This window comes from Micromonospora sp. NPDC049903 (genome assembly GCF_044460945.1).
In the GTDB taxonomy this organism is placed as follows: domain Bacteria; phylum Actinomycetota; class Actinomycetes; order Mycobacteriales; family Micromonosporaceae; genus Micromonospora.
The window spans coordinates 102,511-119,439 of record NZ_JBITKL010000006.1 but is presented as its reverse complement, the minus strand read 5'-3'; the positions used below and the strand labels follow the sequence as shown (position 1 = coordinate 119,439).

The 16,929-nt window shown below is 73.1% G+C and carries 15 protein-coding genes; 6 read left to right on the top strand and 9 right to left on the bottom strand.

Annotated elements, in window-relative coordinates; all coding sequences use genetic code 11:
* The first annotated feature begins 11 nt into the window (after window positions 1-11).
* Both ACIBO1_RS13180 and ACIBO1_RS13175 read left to right on the top strand, forming a co-directional pair.
* A complete protein-coding gene (locus tag ACIBO1_RS13180; RefSeq protein ID WP_396745092.1) occupies window positions 12-1,193 on the top strand; it encodes an acetoin utilization protein AcuC in 1,182 nt (393 codons plus the stop codon).
* A 25-nt stretch (window positions 1,194-1,218) separates the two neighbouring features.
* On the top strand, window positions 1,219-3,771 hold the full coding sequence (locus tag ACIBO1_RS13175) for a GNAT family N-acetyltransferase (RefSeq protein ID WP_396745089.1): 2,553 nt from the start codon (window positions 1,219-1,221) through the stop codon (window positions 3,769-3,771).
* Between the two features lie 84 nt (window positions 3,772-3,855).
* Here the strand turns inward: ACIBO1_RS13175 and ACIBO1_RS13170 are convergent, their stop codons facing one another.
* Window positions 3,856-4,272: a VOC family protein gene (locus ACIBO1_RS13170; RefSeq protein WP_396745086.1), complete on the bottom strand. Its 417-nt coding sequence runs from the start codon at window positions 4,270-4,272 to the stop codon at window positions 3,856-3,858.
* 165 nt (window positions 4,273-4,437) lie between these two features.
* Complete coding sequence (gene sigB, locus ACIBO1_RS13165; RefSeq protein WP_396745083.1) at window positions 4,438-5,448, bottom strand: RNA polymerase sigma factor SigB; 1,011 nt, start codon at window positions 5,446-5,448, stop codon at window positions 4,438-4,440.
* A 274-nt stretch (window positions 5,449-5,722) separates the two neighbouring features.
* Between sigB and ACIBO1_RS13160 the strand changes: the two genes are divergently transcribed.
* A complete protein-coding gene (locus ACIBO1_RS13160; protein ID WP_396745439.1) occupies window positions 5,723-6,511 on the top strand; it encodes a sporulation protein in 789 nt (262 codons plus the stop codon).
* Between the two features lie 57 nt (window positions 6,512-6,568).
* On the opposite strand, the gene dtd is transcribed toward ACIBO1_RS13160, so the two are convergent.
* Window positions 6,569-6,991 carry a D-aminoacyl-tRNA deacylase gene (gene dtd / locus ACIBO1_RS13155; RefSeq protein ID WP_396745080.1) on the bottom strand — a complete coding sequence of 141 codons (423 nt, stop codon included), beginning with the start codon at window positions 6,989-6,991 and terminating at the stop codon, window positions 6,569-6,571.
* Window positions 6,991-8,475: a methyltransferase gene (locus tag ACIBO1_RS13150; RefSeq protein WP_396745077.1), complete on the bottom strand. Its 1,485-nt coding sequence runs from the start codon at window positions 8,473-8,475 to the stop codon at window positions 6,991-6,993. Before ACIBO1_RS13150 ends, dtd begins: the two co-directional genes overlap by 1 nt.
* Window positions 8,476-8,653: 178 nt before the next feature.
* Between ACIBO1_RS13150 and ACIBO1_RS13145 the strand changes: the two genes are divergently transcribed.
* Window positions 8,654-9,874, top strand: coding sequence for a S8 family serine peptidase (locus ACIBO1_RS13145; protein ID WP_396745074.1), 1,221 nt, complete (start codon window positions 8,654-8,656; stop codon window positions 9,872-9,874).
* Window positions 9,875-9,989: 115 nt separating this feature from the next.
* On the opposite strand, the gene ACIBO1_RS13140 is transcribed toward ACIBO1_RS13145, so the two are convergent.
* From ACIBO1_RS13140 to ACIBO1_RS13130, 3 genes are all read right to left on the bottom strand, one after another.
* The gene (locus tag ACIBO1_RS13140) at window positions 9,990-11,048 is read right to left on the bottom strand and encodes an ABC transporter ATP-binding protein (RefSeq protein ID WP_396745071.1); all 1,059 of its coding nucleotides are present in this window, start codon (window positions 11,046-11,048) and stop codon (window positions 9,990-9,992) included.
* A 106-nt stretch (window positions 11,049-11,154) separates the two neighbouring features.
* Window positions 11,155-12,690, bottom strand: a complete 1,536-nt coding sequence (locus tag ACIBO1_RS13135; RefSeq protein ID WP_396745068.1) for an ABC transporter permease — start codon at window positions 12,688-12,690, stop codon at window positions 11,155-11,157.
* 65 nt (window positions 12,691-12,755) lie between these two features.
* Window positions 12,756-13,817 (bottom strand): iron ABC transporter substrate-binding protein, encoded by a 1,062-nt coding sequence (locus tag ACIBO1_RS13130; protein ID WP_396745436.1) that lies wholly within the window; start codon window positions 13,815-13,817, stop codon window positions 12,756-12,758.
* Between the two features lie 121 nt (window positions 13,818-13,938).
* On the opposite strand from ACIBO1_RS13130, the gene ACIBO1_RS13125 reads away from it, so the two are divergent.
* Together ACIBO1_RS13125 and ACIBO1_RS13120 are read left to right on the top strand one after the other, a co-directional pair.
* The gene (locus ACIBO1_RS13125; RefSeq protein WP_396745065.1) at window positions 13,939-14,520 is read left to right on the top strand and encodes an HhH-GPD-type base excision DNA repair protein; all 582 of its coding nucleotides are present in this window, start codon (window positions 13,939-13,941) and stop codon (window positions 14,518-14,520) included.
* An 88-nt stretch (window positions 14,521-14,608) separates the two neighbouring features.
* Window positions 14,609-14,965, top strand: coding sequence for a DUF3099 domain-containing protein (locus tag ACIBO1_RS13120; RefSeq protein WP_396745062.1), 357 nt, complete (start codon window positions 14,609-14,611; stop codon window positions 14,963-14,965).
* Window positions 14,966-15,029: 64 nt separating this feature from the next.
* Here the strand turns inward: ACIBO1_RS13120 and ACIBO1_RS13115 are convergent, their stop codons facing one another.
* Together ACIBO1_RS13115 and ACIBO1_RS13110 are read right to left on the bottom strand one after the other, a co-directional pair.
* Window positions 15,030-15,971, bottom strand: a complete 942-nt coding sequence (locus ACIBO1_RS13115; protein WP_396745059.1) for a carbohydrate kinase family protein — start codon at window positions 15,969-15,971, stop codon at window positions 15,030-15,032.
* On the bottom strand, window positions 15,968-16,903 hold the full coding sequence (locus ACIBO1_RS13110) for a pseudouridine-5'-phosphate glycosidase (protein WP_396745056.1): 936 nt from the start codon (window positions 16,901-16,903) through the stop codon (window positions 15,968-15,970). Before ACIBO1_RS13110 ends, ACIBO1_RS13115 begins: the two co-directional genes overlap by 4 nt.
* Window positions 16,904-16,929 lie beyond the last annotated feature (26 nt).

Below are 16,929 nucleotides of genomic sequence, written 5' to 3'. Positions count from 1 at the left end.
ACCATGGGCAGATGTCCGACGACACGGTGGTGATGTGGGACGAGTCGCTGCTCGCCTACGACCTCGGCGACCACCCGCTCGATCCGGTCCGGGTGGAGTTGACTCTCGCGCTCGCCTGGGAACTCGGCGTGCTGCACCGGCCCGGCGTCCGCATGGTCAAGCCCTACCCGGCCGACGACGAGTTGCTCAGCCGGGTGCACGACCCGCGCTACCTCGGCGCGGTCCGGATGGCACCGCGGGAACCCTTCTTCACCGGCTTCGGTCTGGGCACCTCGGACAACCCGGTCTTCCAGGAAATGCACGAGTCGAGCGCGTTGATCGCCGGAGCGACGGTGGCCGCCGCCGAGGCGGTGTGGCGCGGCCAGGCCCGACGCGCGGTCAACGTGGCCGGCGGCCTGCACCACGCCATGGCCGACCGGGCAGCCGGCTTCTGCGTCTACAACGACCCGGCGGTGGCCATCGCCCGGCTGCTCGACCTGGGCGCGGAGCGCATCGCGTACGTCGACGTCGACGTGCACCACGGCGACGGGGTGCAACAGATCTTCTGGGACGACCCTCGGGTGTTGACGGTCAGCCTGCACGAGACCCCGCTCGCGCTCTTTCCCGGCACCGGGTTCCCCGACGAGACCGGTGGCCCGAACGCCGCCGGCACGGCGGTCAACGTCCCGTTGCCGCCCGGGGTGGAGGACGCCGGCTGGCAACGCGCCTTCCACGCGATCGTGCCGTCGGTGCTGCGCGCGTTCCGCCCGCAGGTGCTGTTCACCCAGTGCGGCGCGGACGCCCACCGCGTCGACCCCCTCGCCGACCTGCACCTGTCGGTGGACGGGCAGCGCGCCACCTATCTGGCGTTGCGGGCGCTCGCCGACGAGCTGTGCGACGGCCGGTGGGTGGCCACCGGCGGCGGCGGGTACGCGCTCGTCGAGGTGGTGCCCCGGGCCTGGACGCACCTGCTCGCGGTGGCCACCGGCGCGCCGCTGGACCCGGCCACGCTGACTCCGCCGGGCTGGCGTGACCTGGCCCGGGCCCGGCGACCCGGCACCGACATCCCGTTGCGGATGACCGACGACGTCGACCCGAGCTACGAGCCGTGGCAGCCCACCGGCGAGCCGAATCCGGTGGACCGGGCCATCGCGGCCACCCGGAAGGCCGTGTTCCCGCTGCTCGGCCTCGACCCGCACGATCCACGCGACTGAGTCGGCCGGGGGAGGGCCGCCCGAGGTGACCACAACCGAACCAGCCGTGGACGTGCTGCTGAGCGACGGCAGCACCGTCCAGTTGCGACCGATCCGTCCCTCTGACGCACCGGGGATCGTGGCGATGCACTCCCGCTTCTCCGAGCGCACCCGATACCTGCGGTACTTCTCGCCGTACCCACGGATCCCCGAACGGGACCTGCAGCGCTTCGTCAACGTCGACCACCGGGACCGGGAGGCGTTCGTCGTGCTGGCCGGCGACCGGATCGTCGCCGTCGGCCGGTACGAGCGGCTCGGTCCGGCCTCACCCGACGCCGAGGTCGCGTTCGTGGTGGAGGACGCCTACCAGGGGCGCGGCATCGGCTCGGTGCTGCTGGAGCACCTCGCCGACGCCGCCCGGCGCAGCGGGATCGTCAACTTCGTGGCCGAGGTGCTGCCGGCCAACGGCGCGATGCTGCGGGTCTTCGCCGACTTCGGCTACCAGATCCAGCGTCAGTTCGCCGACGGCGTGGTGCACCTGACCTTCCCGATCGCGCCCACCGAGGCGACCCTGGAGGTGCAGCGCGGGCGGGAGCACCGCACCGAGGCCCGGTCCATCGCCCGGCTGCTCGCCCCGCGTGGCGTGGTCGTCTACGGCGCCAGCGCCACCGGGCAGGGCGTCGGCGCGGCGGTGCTCGGGCACCTGCGCGACGGCGGGTACACCGGATCGGTGGTGCCGGTGCACCCGACCGCCGCCCGGGTCGCCGGGCTGCCCGCGTACCCGTCGGCGGTCGACGCCGATCTGCCGGTCGACCTGGCGGTGGTGGCGGTGCCGCCGGAGTCGGCGCCCGAGGTGGTCGCGGACGCCGCAGCGGCCGGCGTACACGGGCTGGTGGTCATCTCGGCGGGCTTCGCCGAGGCCGGGATGGCCGGCGCCGCCGCGCAGCGCACGCTGGTGCGCGCGGCCCACGCGGCGGGCATGCGGGTGATCGGCCCCAACTGCCTGGGGGTGGCCAACACCGACCCGGCCGTACGCCTCAACGCCACCCTCGCGCCACGGCTGCCGGAACCGGGCCGGGTCGGCATCTTCAGCCAGTCGGGCGTGTTCGGGGTGGCGTTGCTGGCCGAGGCGGACCGGCGTGGGCTGGGTGTGTCCAGCTTCGTCTCGGCCGGCAACCGGGCCGACGTCTCCGGCAACGACCTGTTGCAGTACTGGCAGGACGACCCGGACACCGACGTGATCATGTTGTACCTGGAGACCTTCGGCAACCCGCGCAAGTTCGCCCGACTGGCCCGGCGGATCGGCCGCGACAAACCGGTGGTGGCGCTGGCCTCCCCGGCGCGCCCGCCCGGTCTGGGCGACTCCGCCGGCCCGGACGAGACGGCGGTGAGCGCCCTGTTCGCCCAGTCCGGGGTGATCCGGGTGGACACCGTCGCCGAACTGCTCGACGTCGGGGCGCTCCTGGCCAACCAACCGCTGCCGGCCGGGAACCGGGTCGGCGTGGTCGGCAACTCCTCGGCGCTGACCGGGCTGGCGGCCACCGCCTGCGCGGCACAGGGCCTACGGGTCGCACCGGGTTACCCGGTCGACGTCGGCCCCCGGGCCGGTGCCGCCGAGTTCGGTGCGGCGCTCGCCGACGCTGCCGCCGACGACTCGGTCGACGCGCTGGTGGTCCTCTTCGCGCCGCCGTTGCCGGGGCAGCTCACCGACACCGAGACGGACTTCGCCGCCGCGCTCGCCGCGCCCACGGCCGACAAGCCGACGGTGGCCACGTTCCTGGTAGGTCGGGCCCCGGCGGGGACACCGGCCTACCCGAGCGTGGAGGAGGCGGTACGCGCGCTGGCCCGAGTCACCGCGTACGCCGACTGGCGGCGTCGTCCGGCCGGCGTACTGCCCGAGCTGCCCGACGTCGATCCGGTGGCGGCGCAGGTGGCGCTGCGGGCGGACGGTGGCGACCCGGAGGCGCTGCTCGCCGCGTACGGCATCGACGTGGTCGAGTCGGCGCGGGTCGACTCGGTCGACGCGGCGGTCGACGCGGCGACGCGGTTCGGTTTCCCGGTGGCGCTCAAGGCCGCCGCCGGTGGTCTGCGGCACCGCCTCGACCTCGGTGCCGTCCGTCTGGACCTGCCCGACGCCGACACGGTCCGCCGCGCCTACGCCGAGCTGGCCGCCGCGTTCGGCGCGGACGTGCTGGTGCAGCCGATGGTGCTGCCCGGCGTGGCCTGCGTGGTGGAGTTGGTCGAGGACCCGGCGTTCGGGCCGGTGGTGGGCTTCGGCCTCGGCGGGGTCGCCACCGACCTGCTCGGCGACCGGGCCTGGCGGGCGGTGCCGTTGACCGACCGGGACGCGACCGAGCTGGTCGACGCCCCACGGGCAGCCCCTCTGCTGCGTGGCCACCGGGGTGCCGCCCCGGTGGACCGGGCGGCCCTGGCCGACCTGCTCCTGCGCATCGGGCGGCTCGCCGACGAGCAACCCCGGGTACGCGCACTGACGCTCAACCCGGTGCTGGCCCGCCCGGACGGGCTGTCCGTGCTGCACGCCTCGGTCCGCACCGGCTCGGCCGCCCCCCGCCCCGACACCGGCCCCCGCCGTTTGTGAAAGGAGGGGTCCCCTACTAACGCCTCGTGTATAGCAGGGGACCCCTCCTTACATCCCGGTCGCGCCTTACATCCCGGTCGCGCCTTACATCCCGGTCGCGCGGGCGGAGATCTGCTGGACCGCCCAGGAGTTACCGTCCGGGTCGTCGAAGAAGACGAAGCCGACGTTGTCCAACGGGTGCGGCGTCGGGCTCGGGTTCTGCCCGAGCACCTGGATCTCGCTCACCTCGACGCCGCGCTCGCTCAGCTCGGCGCGGGCCTTCTCCAGGTCCGGCACGACGAGCTGGAGACCCTTGAGCGAGCCGGGCGGCATGTACGGCAGCGGCCCGGTGCCGATCACGATCGAGCAGCCCGAGCCGGGCGGCGTGAGTTGCACGATGCGGGCGTCGTCGCCCATCACCGTGTCGTGGTCGACGGTGAAGCCGACCCGATCGGCGTAGAACGCCTTGGCCCGGTCCACGTCGGAGACCGGCACGACGACCGCTTCCAGCGTCCAGTTCACGATCAGTCCTCCTGATGTCCGCGTCGACGGCTCGACGCCGTGCACCCACTCTGGACGATCCGCAGCCCGTTCGGCCTCCGTGACACGAGCCGCGCACGAAAACCGCCCCGGCACACACGACATCGGCCCCGGCGCACCGCCGGGGCCGATCGCACACCAGTCACGTCAGGAGGCGTACGCCTCCAGCCGCTGCGCCCGCTCCGGGGCCCGCAGCTTGAGCAGCGTCACCTTCTCGATCTGCCGGATCCGCTCGCGGGACAGTCCGAACTCGCGGCCGACCTCGTCCAGGGTACGCTGCCGGCCGTCGTCGAGGCCGAACCGCAGCCGGATCACCGCCTGCTCGCGCTGGGAGAGCGTGGCCAACACGATGCTCACCTCGTTGCGCAGCTCGCCCTGGGCGGCGGTGTCGCCCGGCCCGCCGGTCGGGTCGGCGGCGGCGACGAAGTCACCCAGTGCGCTCTCCCCGTCCTCGCCGACGGCCTGGTCCAGGCTGACCGGCTCCCGGTCGTACGAGATCAGCTCGATCACCTGGAACTCGGGTACGTCCAGCGCGCGGGCGACCTCGGCCACCGTGGGCTCCCGACCCAGCGAGACGGACAGCTCGCGGCGGGCCCGGACCATCCGGTTGACCTGCTCGACCATGTGCACCGGGATGCGGATGGTGCGGGCCTGGTCGGCCATGGCGCGGGTGATGGCCTGGCGGATCCACCAGGTGGCGTAGGTGGAGAACTTGTAGCCCTTGGTGTAGTCGAACTTCTCGACGGCGCGGATGAGGCCGAGGTTGCCTTCCTGGATGAGGTCGAGGAAGGCCATGCCACGGCCGGTGTACCGCTTGGCGATGCTCACCACGAGGCGCAGGTTCGCCTCCAGCAGGTGGTTCTTGGCGGCCCGACCCTGCCGCGCGACCACGTCCAGGTCGGCGTGCAGGTCGGCCGAGAGCGGAGTGCAGGTGGACAGCTTCTCCTCGGCGAACAACCCGGCTTCGATCCGCTTCGCCAGGTCCACCTCTTCGGCCGCCGTGAGCAGCTTGGTCCGGCCGATCCCGTTGAGGTACGCGCGAACCAGGTCGGTGGAGACGCCACGCTCGTCGGTGGCGTCCAGGTCGGTAAGGGTGTCGACGCCGTGCTCCGCCTCGGTGCCGGCGCGCATCCGGTGCTCCATCATCTGCAGGGCCATCTCTGTCTCTCCCCGTGTCCACGTCCGTGCCGTGTCGCCCCGGCCCATGTGGCAGCCGGTGACACACAGCTTGGCGGGTGAGGCGTAAAACGGGAGTGAGGCGATCGGAGAACCGACAGTGACCGTTCCGTTACCCCCTCCTTGCGGGCGGGTGTGCTGGTTCGGCAGATGCGACTTGGCGGTGCCGGTTACCGTGCCAGCGGTCGGCCGTCGGGCCGACGCAACCCCGCACCCCGGGTGCCCGGGGTCGGGCGACCAAGCGACGGAGGCAATGGTGGTCTTCAAGCGGCTCATGCAGGCGATGGGAGTCGGCGGCCCGTCCGTGGAGACGGTGCTGACGAACCCGAACTGCCGGCCGGGCGGCGAGCTCACGGGCAGCATCGCGGTGACCGGAGGCGAGCACGGGGTGGACATCTCGTACGTGGCTCTGGGGTTGATGACCCGGGTCGAGGTGGAGAGCGGCGACAACGAGTACAACACGAATCAGGAGTTCCACCGGCAGCAGGTGACCGGCCCGTTCCGTCTGGAGGCCGGGCAGCGCTACGACGTACCGTTCCGGTTCTCGGTACCCTGGGAGACCCCGGTCACCCAGCTCTACGGGCAGCACCTGCACGGGATGACGATGGGGCTGCGTACCGAGCTGGAGGTGGCCCGCGCGCTCGACAAGGGTGACCTGGACCCGGTGGCGGTGCACCCGCTGCCGGCGCAGGAGAAGCTGCTGGAGGCGTTGCTGCGGCTCGGTTTCCGGTTCGCCCGGGCCGACGTCGAGCGGGGGCACATCTACGGCGTGCACCAGACGCTGCCGTTCTACCAGGAGATCGAGTTCTACCCCGCGCCGCAGTACGCGGGTGCGATGAAGCAACTGGAGGTCACCTTCGTCGCCGATCCCCGGCAGATGCAGGTGGTGCTGGAGCTGGACAAGCGCGGTGGCCTGCTGACCGAGGGCCGGGACGTCTTCGGTCGGTTCACCGTCGACTACGCCACGATGGACCGTACGGACTGGGCGGCGCAGCTCGACGGCTGGCTGCGGCAGTCCCTGCAACGTCGGGGACTCTTCGGCTGACCGGTGACCACGAGGTGGGCGGGCGTCGTGATCCGGGCCCGCCCACCTCGTGAGGCGTCACAGGTCGAGGAGGATGGTGCGCGGCCCGACGTTGACGCTCTCCACCAGCATGTGCGCTCGGAAACGGCCGGTGGCGACCGTCGCGCCGCGTTGGCGCAGCGCCTCGACCACCGCGTCGACCAGCGGCTCGGCCACCTCGGCGGGAGCCGCCGCGGTCCAGCTCGGACGGCGTCCCTTGCGGGCGTCGCCGTAGAGCGTGAACTGGCTGACCACCAGGATCGGCGCGCCGACGTCGGCGGCGGACCGCTCGTCGTCCAGGATGCGCAGCTCGTACACCTTGCGGGCCATCGTCCGGGCGGTCTCGGTGGTGTCCGTGTGCGTCACCCCGACCAGCACCAGCAACCCGTCGTCGATCGCGCCGACCACCTCGCCGTCCACGGTGACGGCGGCCCGTCCGACGGTCTGCACCACCGCCCGCATCAGGACCGCACCGGCTCGATGAAGCCGCGCTCGACCAGGTGCGCCACGATCGGTCCGGCCGCCTCGGCGAGCTCGTCCGGTGTGACGTCGTGCGCGACGGCGAGCAGCGCGATCTGGTCGCGCAGCGGCAGGCGTCCGTCGGCGCCACCCACCAGCGCGAGTACCAGTGGATCGATCTCCTCGGTCCAGCGAAGCCCGTGCGGCATGGTGAGGACCTGTCGGTCGACGCCCCAGCCGTCCGCGCCCATGGTCGCCTCCTGCCGCAGCTGGAGCCCGTCGGCGGCCCGGTAGCGGGCGTCCAGCAGCCCGTCGTCGCCTTGCTGGCGCAGCCAGTCCTGCCGGTCGAACCAGGTCGCGACCCGGTCGCCCATCGGGGCCTGGACCCGTTGCCGCAGGTCCTCCACCCGCAGCACCGGGTCGTCGTGTCCGCCCCGGCGCAGCGAGACGACGCCGAAGCCGATCGCCTCCACCTTGTGGGCGTCGAACCAGTCCAGCCAGTCGGCCATCCGCTGCGGGTCGGCCGCCTCGCCGACGTCGGTGAGCCAGAGGTTGACGTACGCCATCGGGTCGGCGACCTCGCGCTGGATCACCCAGGCGTCCAGACCGGTCCCGGCGAACCAGCCGGCCACCCGCTCGCCCCAGTCCTCCCCGGCGACGTGCACCCAGTTCGCCAGGTACTGCATGGTGCCGCCCTCGGTGAGCAGGCCGTCGGCGGCGGCGGCCAGTTCGGCGCCGATCGCGTCACCGACCCGCCCGGAGTCGCGGTAGACGTGCGTGGTGGTGCCCGGCCCGACCACGAAGGGCGGGTTGCTGACCACCAGGTCGAAGCGCCGTCCGGCGACGGGCTGCACCATGTCGCCGCGCAGCAGCTCCCACTGCTGGCCGTTGAGCGCGGCCGTGGTGGCGGCGAACCGCAGCGCCCGCCGGGAGACGTCGGTGGCGGTCACCTGCCGGGCGTGCGTACTCAGGTGCAGGGCCTGCACGCCGGAGCCGGTGCCCAGGTCGAGCGCGCTCTGCACCGGCTGCCGGACGGCCGCGCCGATCATCGTCTGGGTCGCCCCGCCGATGCCCAGCACGTGCTCGGCGTGCAGGGGCCGACCGGGACGGGCGCTGGCCGGCACGTCGGCCAGCACCCACCAGTCGTCGCCGTACGGTTCGAGGTCCAGCCCCATCCGCAGCCCGTCGCCGTACCGTTCGACGAGTCCGGCGGCGAGCGCCTCGTCGATCGACAGCGGCGCGAGCGCGGCGGCGACGGCGGCCTCCGGCTCGGTCTGCTCGCAGATGAAGACCCGGATCAGGGTGGCGAGCGGGTCACCGTCGGCGGTGGCGCGCAGCGCGGCCCGGAAGTCGTTGCGGGCCACCCCGCCGGTGGCCTGCGGGCCGAGCCGGGTGGCGATGCCGTTGGCGGTGAAGGCGGCTCGCGTCAACGCGGTCCGCAGCGCCTCGACGCCGGCGGGGGAGAGCAGCATGTCGTGTCCGTCCACACCGCCATCCTGCCTGGTGACGACGGGGAGGGAAGCGGGTGCCCGTGACAATCTCAATCAATCGACGAACATCTCTGTCATATTCATCGATCTAACGCTAGCATCTCCTCCATTCGAGTCCATGGGATGCGCCGTCCGGCCATGACCCGGTCGGCCGTTCCGGTTAGGGAGGCAGACGATGTCCTCAGGGTCCATCGCGCGACGGCACGTCATCCGGGCGCTCGCCGTCGTCGCCACCGCGGCGGCCGTATCAGCGGCCAGCACCACCGCGGCGGTCGCCGCACCCACCGGCGAGATCCGCGGCGCCGGCGCCGCGAACGCCGTCAGCGGCAGCTACCTCGTCGTCCTGCGCTCCGACGCGGTCGGCGCCGCCGGTTCGTCGGCGGCTCGCACCGCAGTGCCGGACCGGGCCACCGCCCTGGTCCAGCGGTACGGGGGCAGCGTCTCCGACACCTACTCCGCCGCGCTGACCGGCTTCGCCGCCAAGATGACCGCGAAGCAGGCGGCCCGGCTCGCCGCCAACTCGGCCGTCGCGTACGTCGAGCAGGACCAGGCGTTCACCGTCCAGGCCACCCAGACCAACCCCACCTGGGGCCTGGACCGTATCGACCAGCGGAACCGCCCGCTGAGCGGCACCTACACCTACCCGAACACGGCCTCGAACGTCCGGGCCTACATCATCGACACCGGCATCCGCACCACGCACAACGAGTTCGGCGGCCGGGCCACCTGGGGCACCAACACGGTCGACAGCAACAACACCGACTGCAACGGCCACGGCACCCACGTCGCCGGGACCGTCGGCGGCGCGACGTACGGCGTGGCCAAGTCCGTCCGCCTGGTCGCGGTGAAGGTGCTCAACTGCTCCGGCGGCGGCACCACCGCCAGCGTGGTCAACGGCGTCAACTGGGTGACCGCCAACGCGGTGAAGCCGGCCGTGGCGAACATGAGCCTCGGCGGCGGGGCCAGCAGCACGATCGACAACGCGGTGGCCAACTCGATCGCCTCCGGCATCAGCTACGCGGTGGCGGCCGGTAACTCCAACGCCAACGCCTGCAACTACTCGCCGGCGCGTACCTCGACCGCCATCACCGTCGGCTCGACGACCAGCACCGACGCCCGGTCGTCCTTCTCGAACTACGGCTCCTGCGTGCACATCTTCGCGCCCGGGTCGAGCGTGCTGTCCGCGTACCACACCAGCAACACCGCGACCAACACGCTGAACGGCACCTCGATGGCCTCCCCGCACGTGGCCGGCGCCGCCGCGCTCGTGCTCTCGGCCAACCCGTCCTACACCCCGGCCCAGGTCAAGAACTACCTGACCAGCAACGCCACCACCGGCGTGGTGACCAGCCCGGGCAGCGGCTCGCCGAACCGCCTGCTGTTCGTGGTCAACTGACCCTGACGCACACCGGCCCGGCGGACGGCACCACCGTCCGCCGGGCCCCCGCATGAGCAGGCAAAGCCAGGCCGACCGTCGGCGGCGGACCGGGCCGACTCACCGCCGGCCGAGGTCAGGCGGCGAGGTCGACCGGCACCCGGCGGTCGGTGTCCACCGGGAAGACCCGCGCCGCGCCGTCCACCCGTACCCCGACCTCGCCGTCCATCGGTACGGCGGCGCCGTCGAGCACCCGGGCGGTGATCGCCGTACCGTCGCCCAGCCGCAGACCGACGAGCGCGTCGTGGCCGTGGAAGTCGTGCCGCAGCACGGTGCCGGTGACTCCGCCCGCTCCGGCGGCCAGCCGGATCTGCTCCGGCCGCAGCAGCACGGTGACCGGCCCGTCGGCCACCGCACCGGCGACCGGTAGCATCCCCAACGCGGTCCGGGCGGTCCCGCTCTCGACGATCGCCGGCAGCAGCACCGCGTCACCGACGAAACCGGCCACCCAGGGATCGGCCGGCTCCCGATAGACCGTGGTCGGCGCGGCGGCCTGCACCACCCGCCCGTCGCGCAGCACCACCACCTTGTCGGCCACCGACAGCGCCTCACCCTGATCGTGGGTGACCAGCACACCGGTCGCCCCGTCGGCACGCAGCGCCTCGCGTACGTCGTGCCGCAGCCCGGCGCGCAGCCCCGCGTCCAAGGCGCTGAACGGCTCGTCCAGCAGCACCACCGACGGCCGGGGCGCGAGCGCACGGGCCACCGCGACCCGCTGCTGCTGCCCGCCGGAGAGCTGGTGCGGCATCCGGTCGCCGTACCCGGCCAGCCCGACCAGCGCCAGCACCTCCTCGACCCGGTCGGTCCGTCGGGTGGCCCGGTCCAGCCCGTAGCCGACGTTCTCGGCGACCCGCAGATGCGGGAAGAGAGCACCCTCCTGGGGCACCACCGCGATGCGGCGGCGGTGCGCCGGCAGGTGCCGACCGCCGCCCGCGACCACCGCGCCGTCGATGCGGATCTCGCCGCCGTCGAGCCGCTCGAAGCCGGCCAGACAGCGCAGCAACGTGGTCTTGCCGCAGCCGGACGGCCCGAGCACCGCGGTCAACTGCCCGGACGGCACGCTGAGGTCGGCGCCGGCCAACGCGGTGACCCGCCCGTACCGCTTCACCACACCGTCGAGCACGACCTCACTCATGCCACCCCTCCACTTCGTTGCGTGGTGGCATGGGCTGCTGAGCTGCTGATTCGTTCGCTGCGCTCACTCATGCCACCCCTCCACTCTCGTTGCCTGCGTTCTTCGTTCATGTGCCGCTTTCCCGGTCGAGCAGGCCGCTGCGGGCGACCAGCAGCCAGGTGGGTACCGCCGAGATCAGCACCAGCAGCGCGGCGTAGGGGGCCGCCGCCGCGTAGGCGCCGACGGCCGTACTCGTCCACAGCTCGGTGGCGAGGGTGTCCGTGCCGGTGGGGCGCAGCAGCAGGGTGGCCGGGAGTTCCTTCATGCCGGTGAGGAAGACCAGCGCGGCCCCGGCGCCGATGCCCGGCAGGGTGAGCGGCAGGGTCACCGTGCGCAGCACGGTCCAGGGGCCACGGCCGAGCGACCGGGCCACCTCCTCCAGACCGGCGGGGGACTGGGCGGCCGCGCCGGCCACCGCGCCGACCGCCAGCGGCAGGAAGAGCGTCGCGTACGCCAGGGCGAGCAGCCACCGGGTCTGATAGAGCGGGTACGCCACGTTGATGCCGAAGAAGATCAGCGAGAGTCCGATCACCACGCCGGGCAGGGCGTGGGCCAGGTACGCCAGCCGGTCCAGCACGGTGGTCAGCGGACCCGGCGCCCGCGCGACGAGCAGCCCCAGCGGCAGCGCCAACAGCATGGTGAGCGCGGCGCCGGCCAGCGAGACGGTCAGCGAGTTCCCGGCGGCGGTGAGCACCTCGGGCAGGGCGCCCGGGCGGGACACCCCGGCGGCGAGCCGCCGCCCGAGGCTGACCGCCGGGACGCCGAGCGCCAGCGCGGCGACGCCGGTCAGCACGGCGATGGCCGGCCAGCGGGCCGACCCGAGCGCCAGCCGGGGTGCGGGACGGCGGGTGCCGCCGAGCCGCGCGTACCGGGCCCCCCGGCGACGGGTGGCGGTCTCGCCGGTCAGCAGCACCACCGTGAGCACCACCAGCACGCTGGAGAGCACCAGCGCGCCGGTCCGGTCGAAGCCGAGGTCGAAGGCGACGAAGATGGCCCGGGTGAAGGTGTCGGCGCGCAGGATGGAGACCGCGCCGAAGTCGGAGAGCACGTAGAGGGCGACCAGCAGCGCACCGGCGGCGGTGGCCGGGCGGATCTGCCGCAGCGTCACCGCGGTGAAGGTCTGCCACCCGCTGCGCCCGAGCGACCGGGACACCTCCTCCTGCGCCGGGTCCGCGCCGCGCAGCGCCGCCGCGACCGGCAGCAGCACGTACGGATAGGAGCAGAGGGTGAGCACCAGCGCCGCCGGCCAGAACCCCTCCAGCCGGGGCAGCGCGGAGACCCAGGCGAAGGCGGCGATGTAGGTGGGTACGGCCAGCGGCAACGCCGCCAGCACGGCGAAGGCCCGGCGGCCGGGCAGATCGGTCCGGGTGACCAGGAACGCGGTGCCCACGCCGAGCAGGACGCACGCCGTGGTGACCACGGCGGCCAGTGCGAGGCTGCGCAGGGCGAGCAGCGCGACCCGTTCGGTCCACAGCTCGGCGACGACCGCGTCCCAGCCCGCCTCGGCGGTGCGTACCCCGAGGTAGGCCAGCGGGATCAGGGCGACGGCCACCGCGGCGGTCGAGGCCGCGAGCAACGCCGGCCGTGGCGCGAGTCGCCGCATCCCGCCGGGTACGCCGGACAGGACCGACCCGGATCGGGACGGCCCTGCGACGGAGGGTGGTGCGGTCAGGGCACCAGGCCCGAGTTCTTGATCATGGTGACGGTGGCGTCGAGGGTGTCCAGGTCGTTCAGGTCGATCTGCGGCACCGCCAGCTCGGACAGGGCCGGCACGTACGCCGGGGACGGCACGCCGTCGATCACCGGGTACTCGTAGGTCTGCTCGGCGAAGAACGTCTGGGCCTCGGTGCCGAGCAGGAAGTCCACGAACTTCTGCACGTCGGCGTTCTCGGCGGCCCGCTTGAGCACGCCGACGCCCGCGACGTTCACCAGCGCACCGGTGTCACCGCCGGAGAAGAAGTGCAGCTTGACCTTGAGCGCGTCCGGCGTGGTGCCCTGCTCCTTGGCGATCTCACCGAGGTAGTAGTGGTTGACCAGGCCGGCCGGGATCGTGCCCGCGCCGACGTCTTCGAGGATCTTGCCGTTGCCGTCGCGGATCTGCGGGTCGTTGGCCTTGAGGCCGCTGAGGAACTGCTCGGCCTTGGCGTCGTCGTGCTGCACCCGGATGGCGGTGACGAACGCCTGGAACGAGGCGTTGGTCGGGGCGACGCCGACCTTGCCCTTCCAGGCCGGGCCGGTCAGGTCGAACACCGAGGCGGGCAGCTCCTCGGCCTTCACCAGGTCGGCGTTGTACGCCAACACCCGGGCGCGGGCGCTCACGCCGACCCACTGGCCGTTGCCGGCGCGGTAGGACGCCGGCACCTTCGCCGTGGTCTCCTCGGCGAGCGTGGTGAACATGCCCTGCTTGGCCACGGTGCCCAGCGCACCCGCGTCCTGCGCGAAGAACACGTCGGCGGGGGACCGGTCGCCCTCCTCGACGAGCTGGGCGGCGAGCTGCGCGGTGTTCGCGTACCGGGCGTTGACGGTGATGCCGGTCTGCTCGGTGAACTTGTCCAGCAGCGGCTTGACGAGCTGCTCGTTGCGTCCGCTGTAGACGGTGATCGACTTGTCGGTCGACTGGCCCGAGTCTGCCGCCGCGTCCTCCTCACCTGATCCGCAGGCGGCCAGCCCGACGGTGAGCAAGCTGGCGGCGAGCAACGCGCCGGTGGTACGGCGGGTGAGAAGCACGATGAACCCTTTCCTCTGCGGCCCGGGACGACCGAGCGCCGAAGTTAGCACAGCCTAACCTAATCCGGAATCAAGCTGAGTGTTGGATCACCTGCCGCCGACCGGGGCGGGCAAGATGAGGGGCATGACACTCGCACTGCCCATCGACCCGGAGGCGAACCGGCTGCTCACGCAGAGTCCGCTGGCGCTGCTGACGGGGATGGTTCTCGACCAACAGATCTCGATGGAGAAGGCGTTCTCCTCGCCGTACGTGCTGGCCCAGCGGCTCGGTCACGACCTGGACGCCCGGGAACTCGCCGAGTACGACCCGGAGGCGCTGGTGGCCCTCTTCGCCCAGCCGCCGGCACTGCACCGGTTCCCGAAGGCGATGGCGGCCCGTGTGCAGGAGGTCTGCCGGACGCTGGTCGACCGGTACGACGGCGACGCCGCCCGGCTCTGGGCCGACCCCGCCGACGGTGCGGAACTGCTCGCGCGGATCACCGCCCTGCCAGGGTTCGGCCGACAGAAGGGGCAGATCTTCCTCGCCCTGCTCGGCAAGCGGTTCGGCGTACGGCCGCCGGGCTGGCAGGAGGCGGCCGGCGGCTACGGCGAGCCGGAGGTCCACCGGTCGGTGGCCGACGTCACCGACGCCGAGTCGTTGCGCCTGGTCCGGGAGTACAAGCAGCAGCAGAAGGCGGCGGCGAAGGCGAAGGCCGCCGGGGGCTGAGCGGTCCGGCGAGGCGATGGCCCGAGGAACGTCGTCGTGGGCCCGGTCGAGGTGACAGGATGGGAGCGACCCCTCGAGGAGGTACACGGTGAAGCATCAGGCGTACCGGCCGATCCTCATCACCGACGCCTCGCGCAGCCAGGATGACCAGCTCACCAGCCGGCAGCGGCGGTACGTCGCGATGATGGGCGTCCGGGTGGCGTGCGTGATCGCCGGCGCGATCCTGGTCGGCACGCGGGCGCCCCTGCTCTGGCTCTGGCTGCCGCTGGTGGCGCTGGGCATGATCGTCGTCCCGTGGCTCGCGGTGCTGCTGGCCAACGACCGGCCGCCGAAGGAACAGCACCGGCTGATCGGCCGGTCGGCACGGCGGCAGCAGCAGGAGACCCCGCCGATGAGCCTCACCGCCGAGGAACGGCCGCACAAGGTCATCGACGCCGAGCCCTGACGCAGTCCCACCCGGGCAGCACGGGAGTGGCCCGGCCCGGGCAGGACTGGTCGTCGTGAGCGGTTCAGCCGACCGGCCGGGCACCCACCTGGGAGACCGCCGCCGCGCCGAGGTCGGTGGCCCGGTTCAGGGCGGCCTCCGGAGTCGCCCCGGTCAGCCAGGCGGCGAGCAGCCCGGCCGCGAAGGCGTCACCCGCTCCCGTCACGTCCACCACCGCCACCCGGCGGGCCGGTGAGGTGACGAGCGTGCCGGTCCGTTCCACCCAGGTGGCGCCCGCCCCACCGCGCTTGACCACCACCCGTCGGGCAGTGGCGGCCAGCGCCCGCCCCTGGGCCGCCGGATCCAGTCCGCCGGCCAGCACCGTCGCCTCGTCGGTGTTCACCAGCAGCAGGTCGACCCCGCGTACCCAGGACAGGAAGGCCGCCGCACCGACGGCCCGCAGCGGCGCCGCGGAGGCCGCGTCCACGCTTGTGGTGAGGCCGCGTTCGCGGGCGGCGGCCAGCGCGTGCCGACCCGCCGGTCGGGACTCCGGGTCCAGCAGCGTGTACCCGGACAGGTGCAGGTGGCTCGCCTCCGGCGCCTCGGCCAGCGCCGCGTCGACCTGCTCGGGGCGCAGCCCCACGTTCGCCCCGCGCTCGGTGACCATGGTGCGTTCGTCCCCACCGGCCAGCACGATCACCGTGCCGGTGCCCATCCCGGTCACCGTCCGCACCGCGCAGTCGACGCCCACGGCGGTCAGCTCCGCGATCCGGTCCCGACCGGCGGTGTCGTCGCCGACGGCGCCGACCAGCGTCACCGGCACGCTCTGCGTGGTCAGCCAGGCGGCGGTGTTCGCGGCCTGCCCGCCGCCGGTGAACCGGATCGACGCGGGCGTGTCCGTGCCCCGCGCCAGCGGGGCGGTCAGCACCGCCACCACGTCGGTGATCACGTCACCGACGACCAGCACCCGGCCGGCGGCGCTGCCGCGGCGCGCTCCGGTGCCGGTCCGTACGCCGGATCCGCTCACGCCGTGGCGCTGTCGCGCCGGGTGGCGGCGGCCACCGCGATCCGGGCGGCGAGATCGGCGTTACGCAGGATGATCCGGACGTTGACCGCCAGGCTGGCGCCTTCCGTGGCGGAGTGGAAGTGGGAGAGCAGGTACGGGGTGACCGCCTTGCCGCTCACCCCGTCGCGCTCCAGCCGGGCCAGTCCCTCGGCGAGGGTCCGGTCGTGCAGGTCCGGGTCGAGTTGCTCGTCGACCGGCAGCGGGTTGGCGACGACCAGACCACCGTGGTGCACGCCGTGCGCCTCGCGGGCGGCCAGTGCGTCCGCGATCAGCTCCGGCGAGTCGACCGACCAGTCCAGGTCGAAGCCGCTGTCGGTGATGAAGAAGCCCGGGAATCGGCGGGTGCGGTAGCCGACCACGGCCACCCCGAGGGTCTCCAGGCGCTCCAGCGTCGCCCCGACGTCGAGGATCGACTTGACCCCGGCACAGACCACCGCGATCGGCGTCCGGGCCAGGGTGACCAGGTCGGCGGACTCGTCGAAGGTCTGCGCGGCCTCCCGGTGCACCCCGCCCAGGCCGCCGGTGGCGAACACGCCGATGCCGGCCCGAGCCGCCACCGCGCTGGTCGCGGCCACGGTGGTGGCACCGTCCGCGCCGGTCGCGGCGGCCACCGCGAGATCGCGTACGGAGAGTTTGGTCACGTCCTCGGCGGTGGCCAGCCGGGTCAGCTCGGCGTCGTCGAGGCCCACCACGAGTTCGCCGGAGACCATCCCGATGGTGGCCGGGACCGCTCCCGCGTCCCGGACGGCCTGTTCGATCTCTCGGGCCACCCGAAGGTTGTCCGGCCGGGGCAGACCGTGCGAGACGATGGTGCTCTCCAGGGCGACCACAGGACGCCGCTCGCGCAGCGCCTGGGCCACCTCGGTGCCGTGGCGAAGGTGAAAGTCGGTCACAGTCGCCCACGGTACTGCCGCCGCCT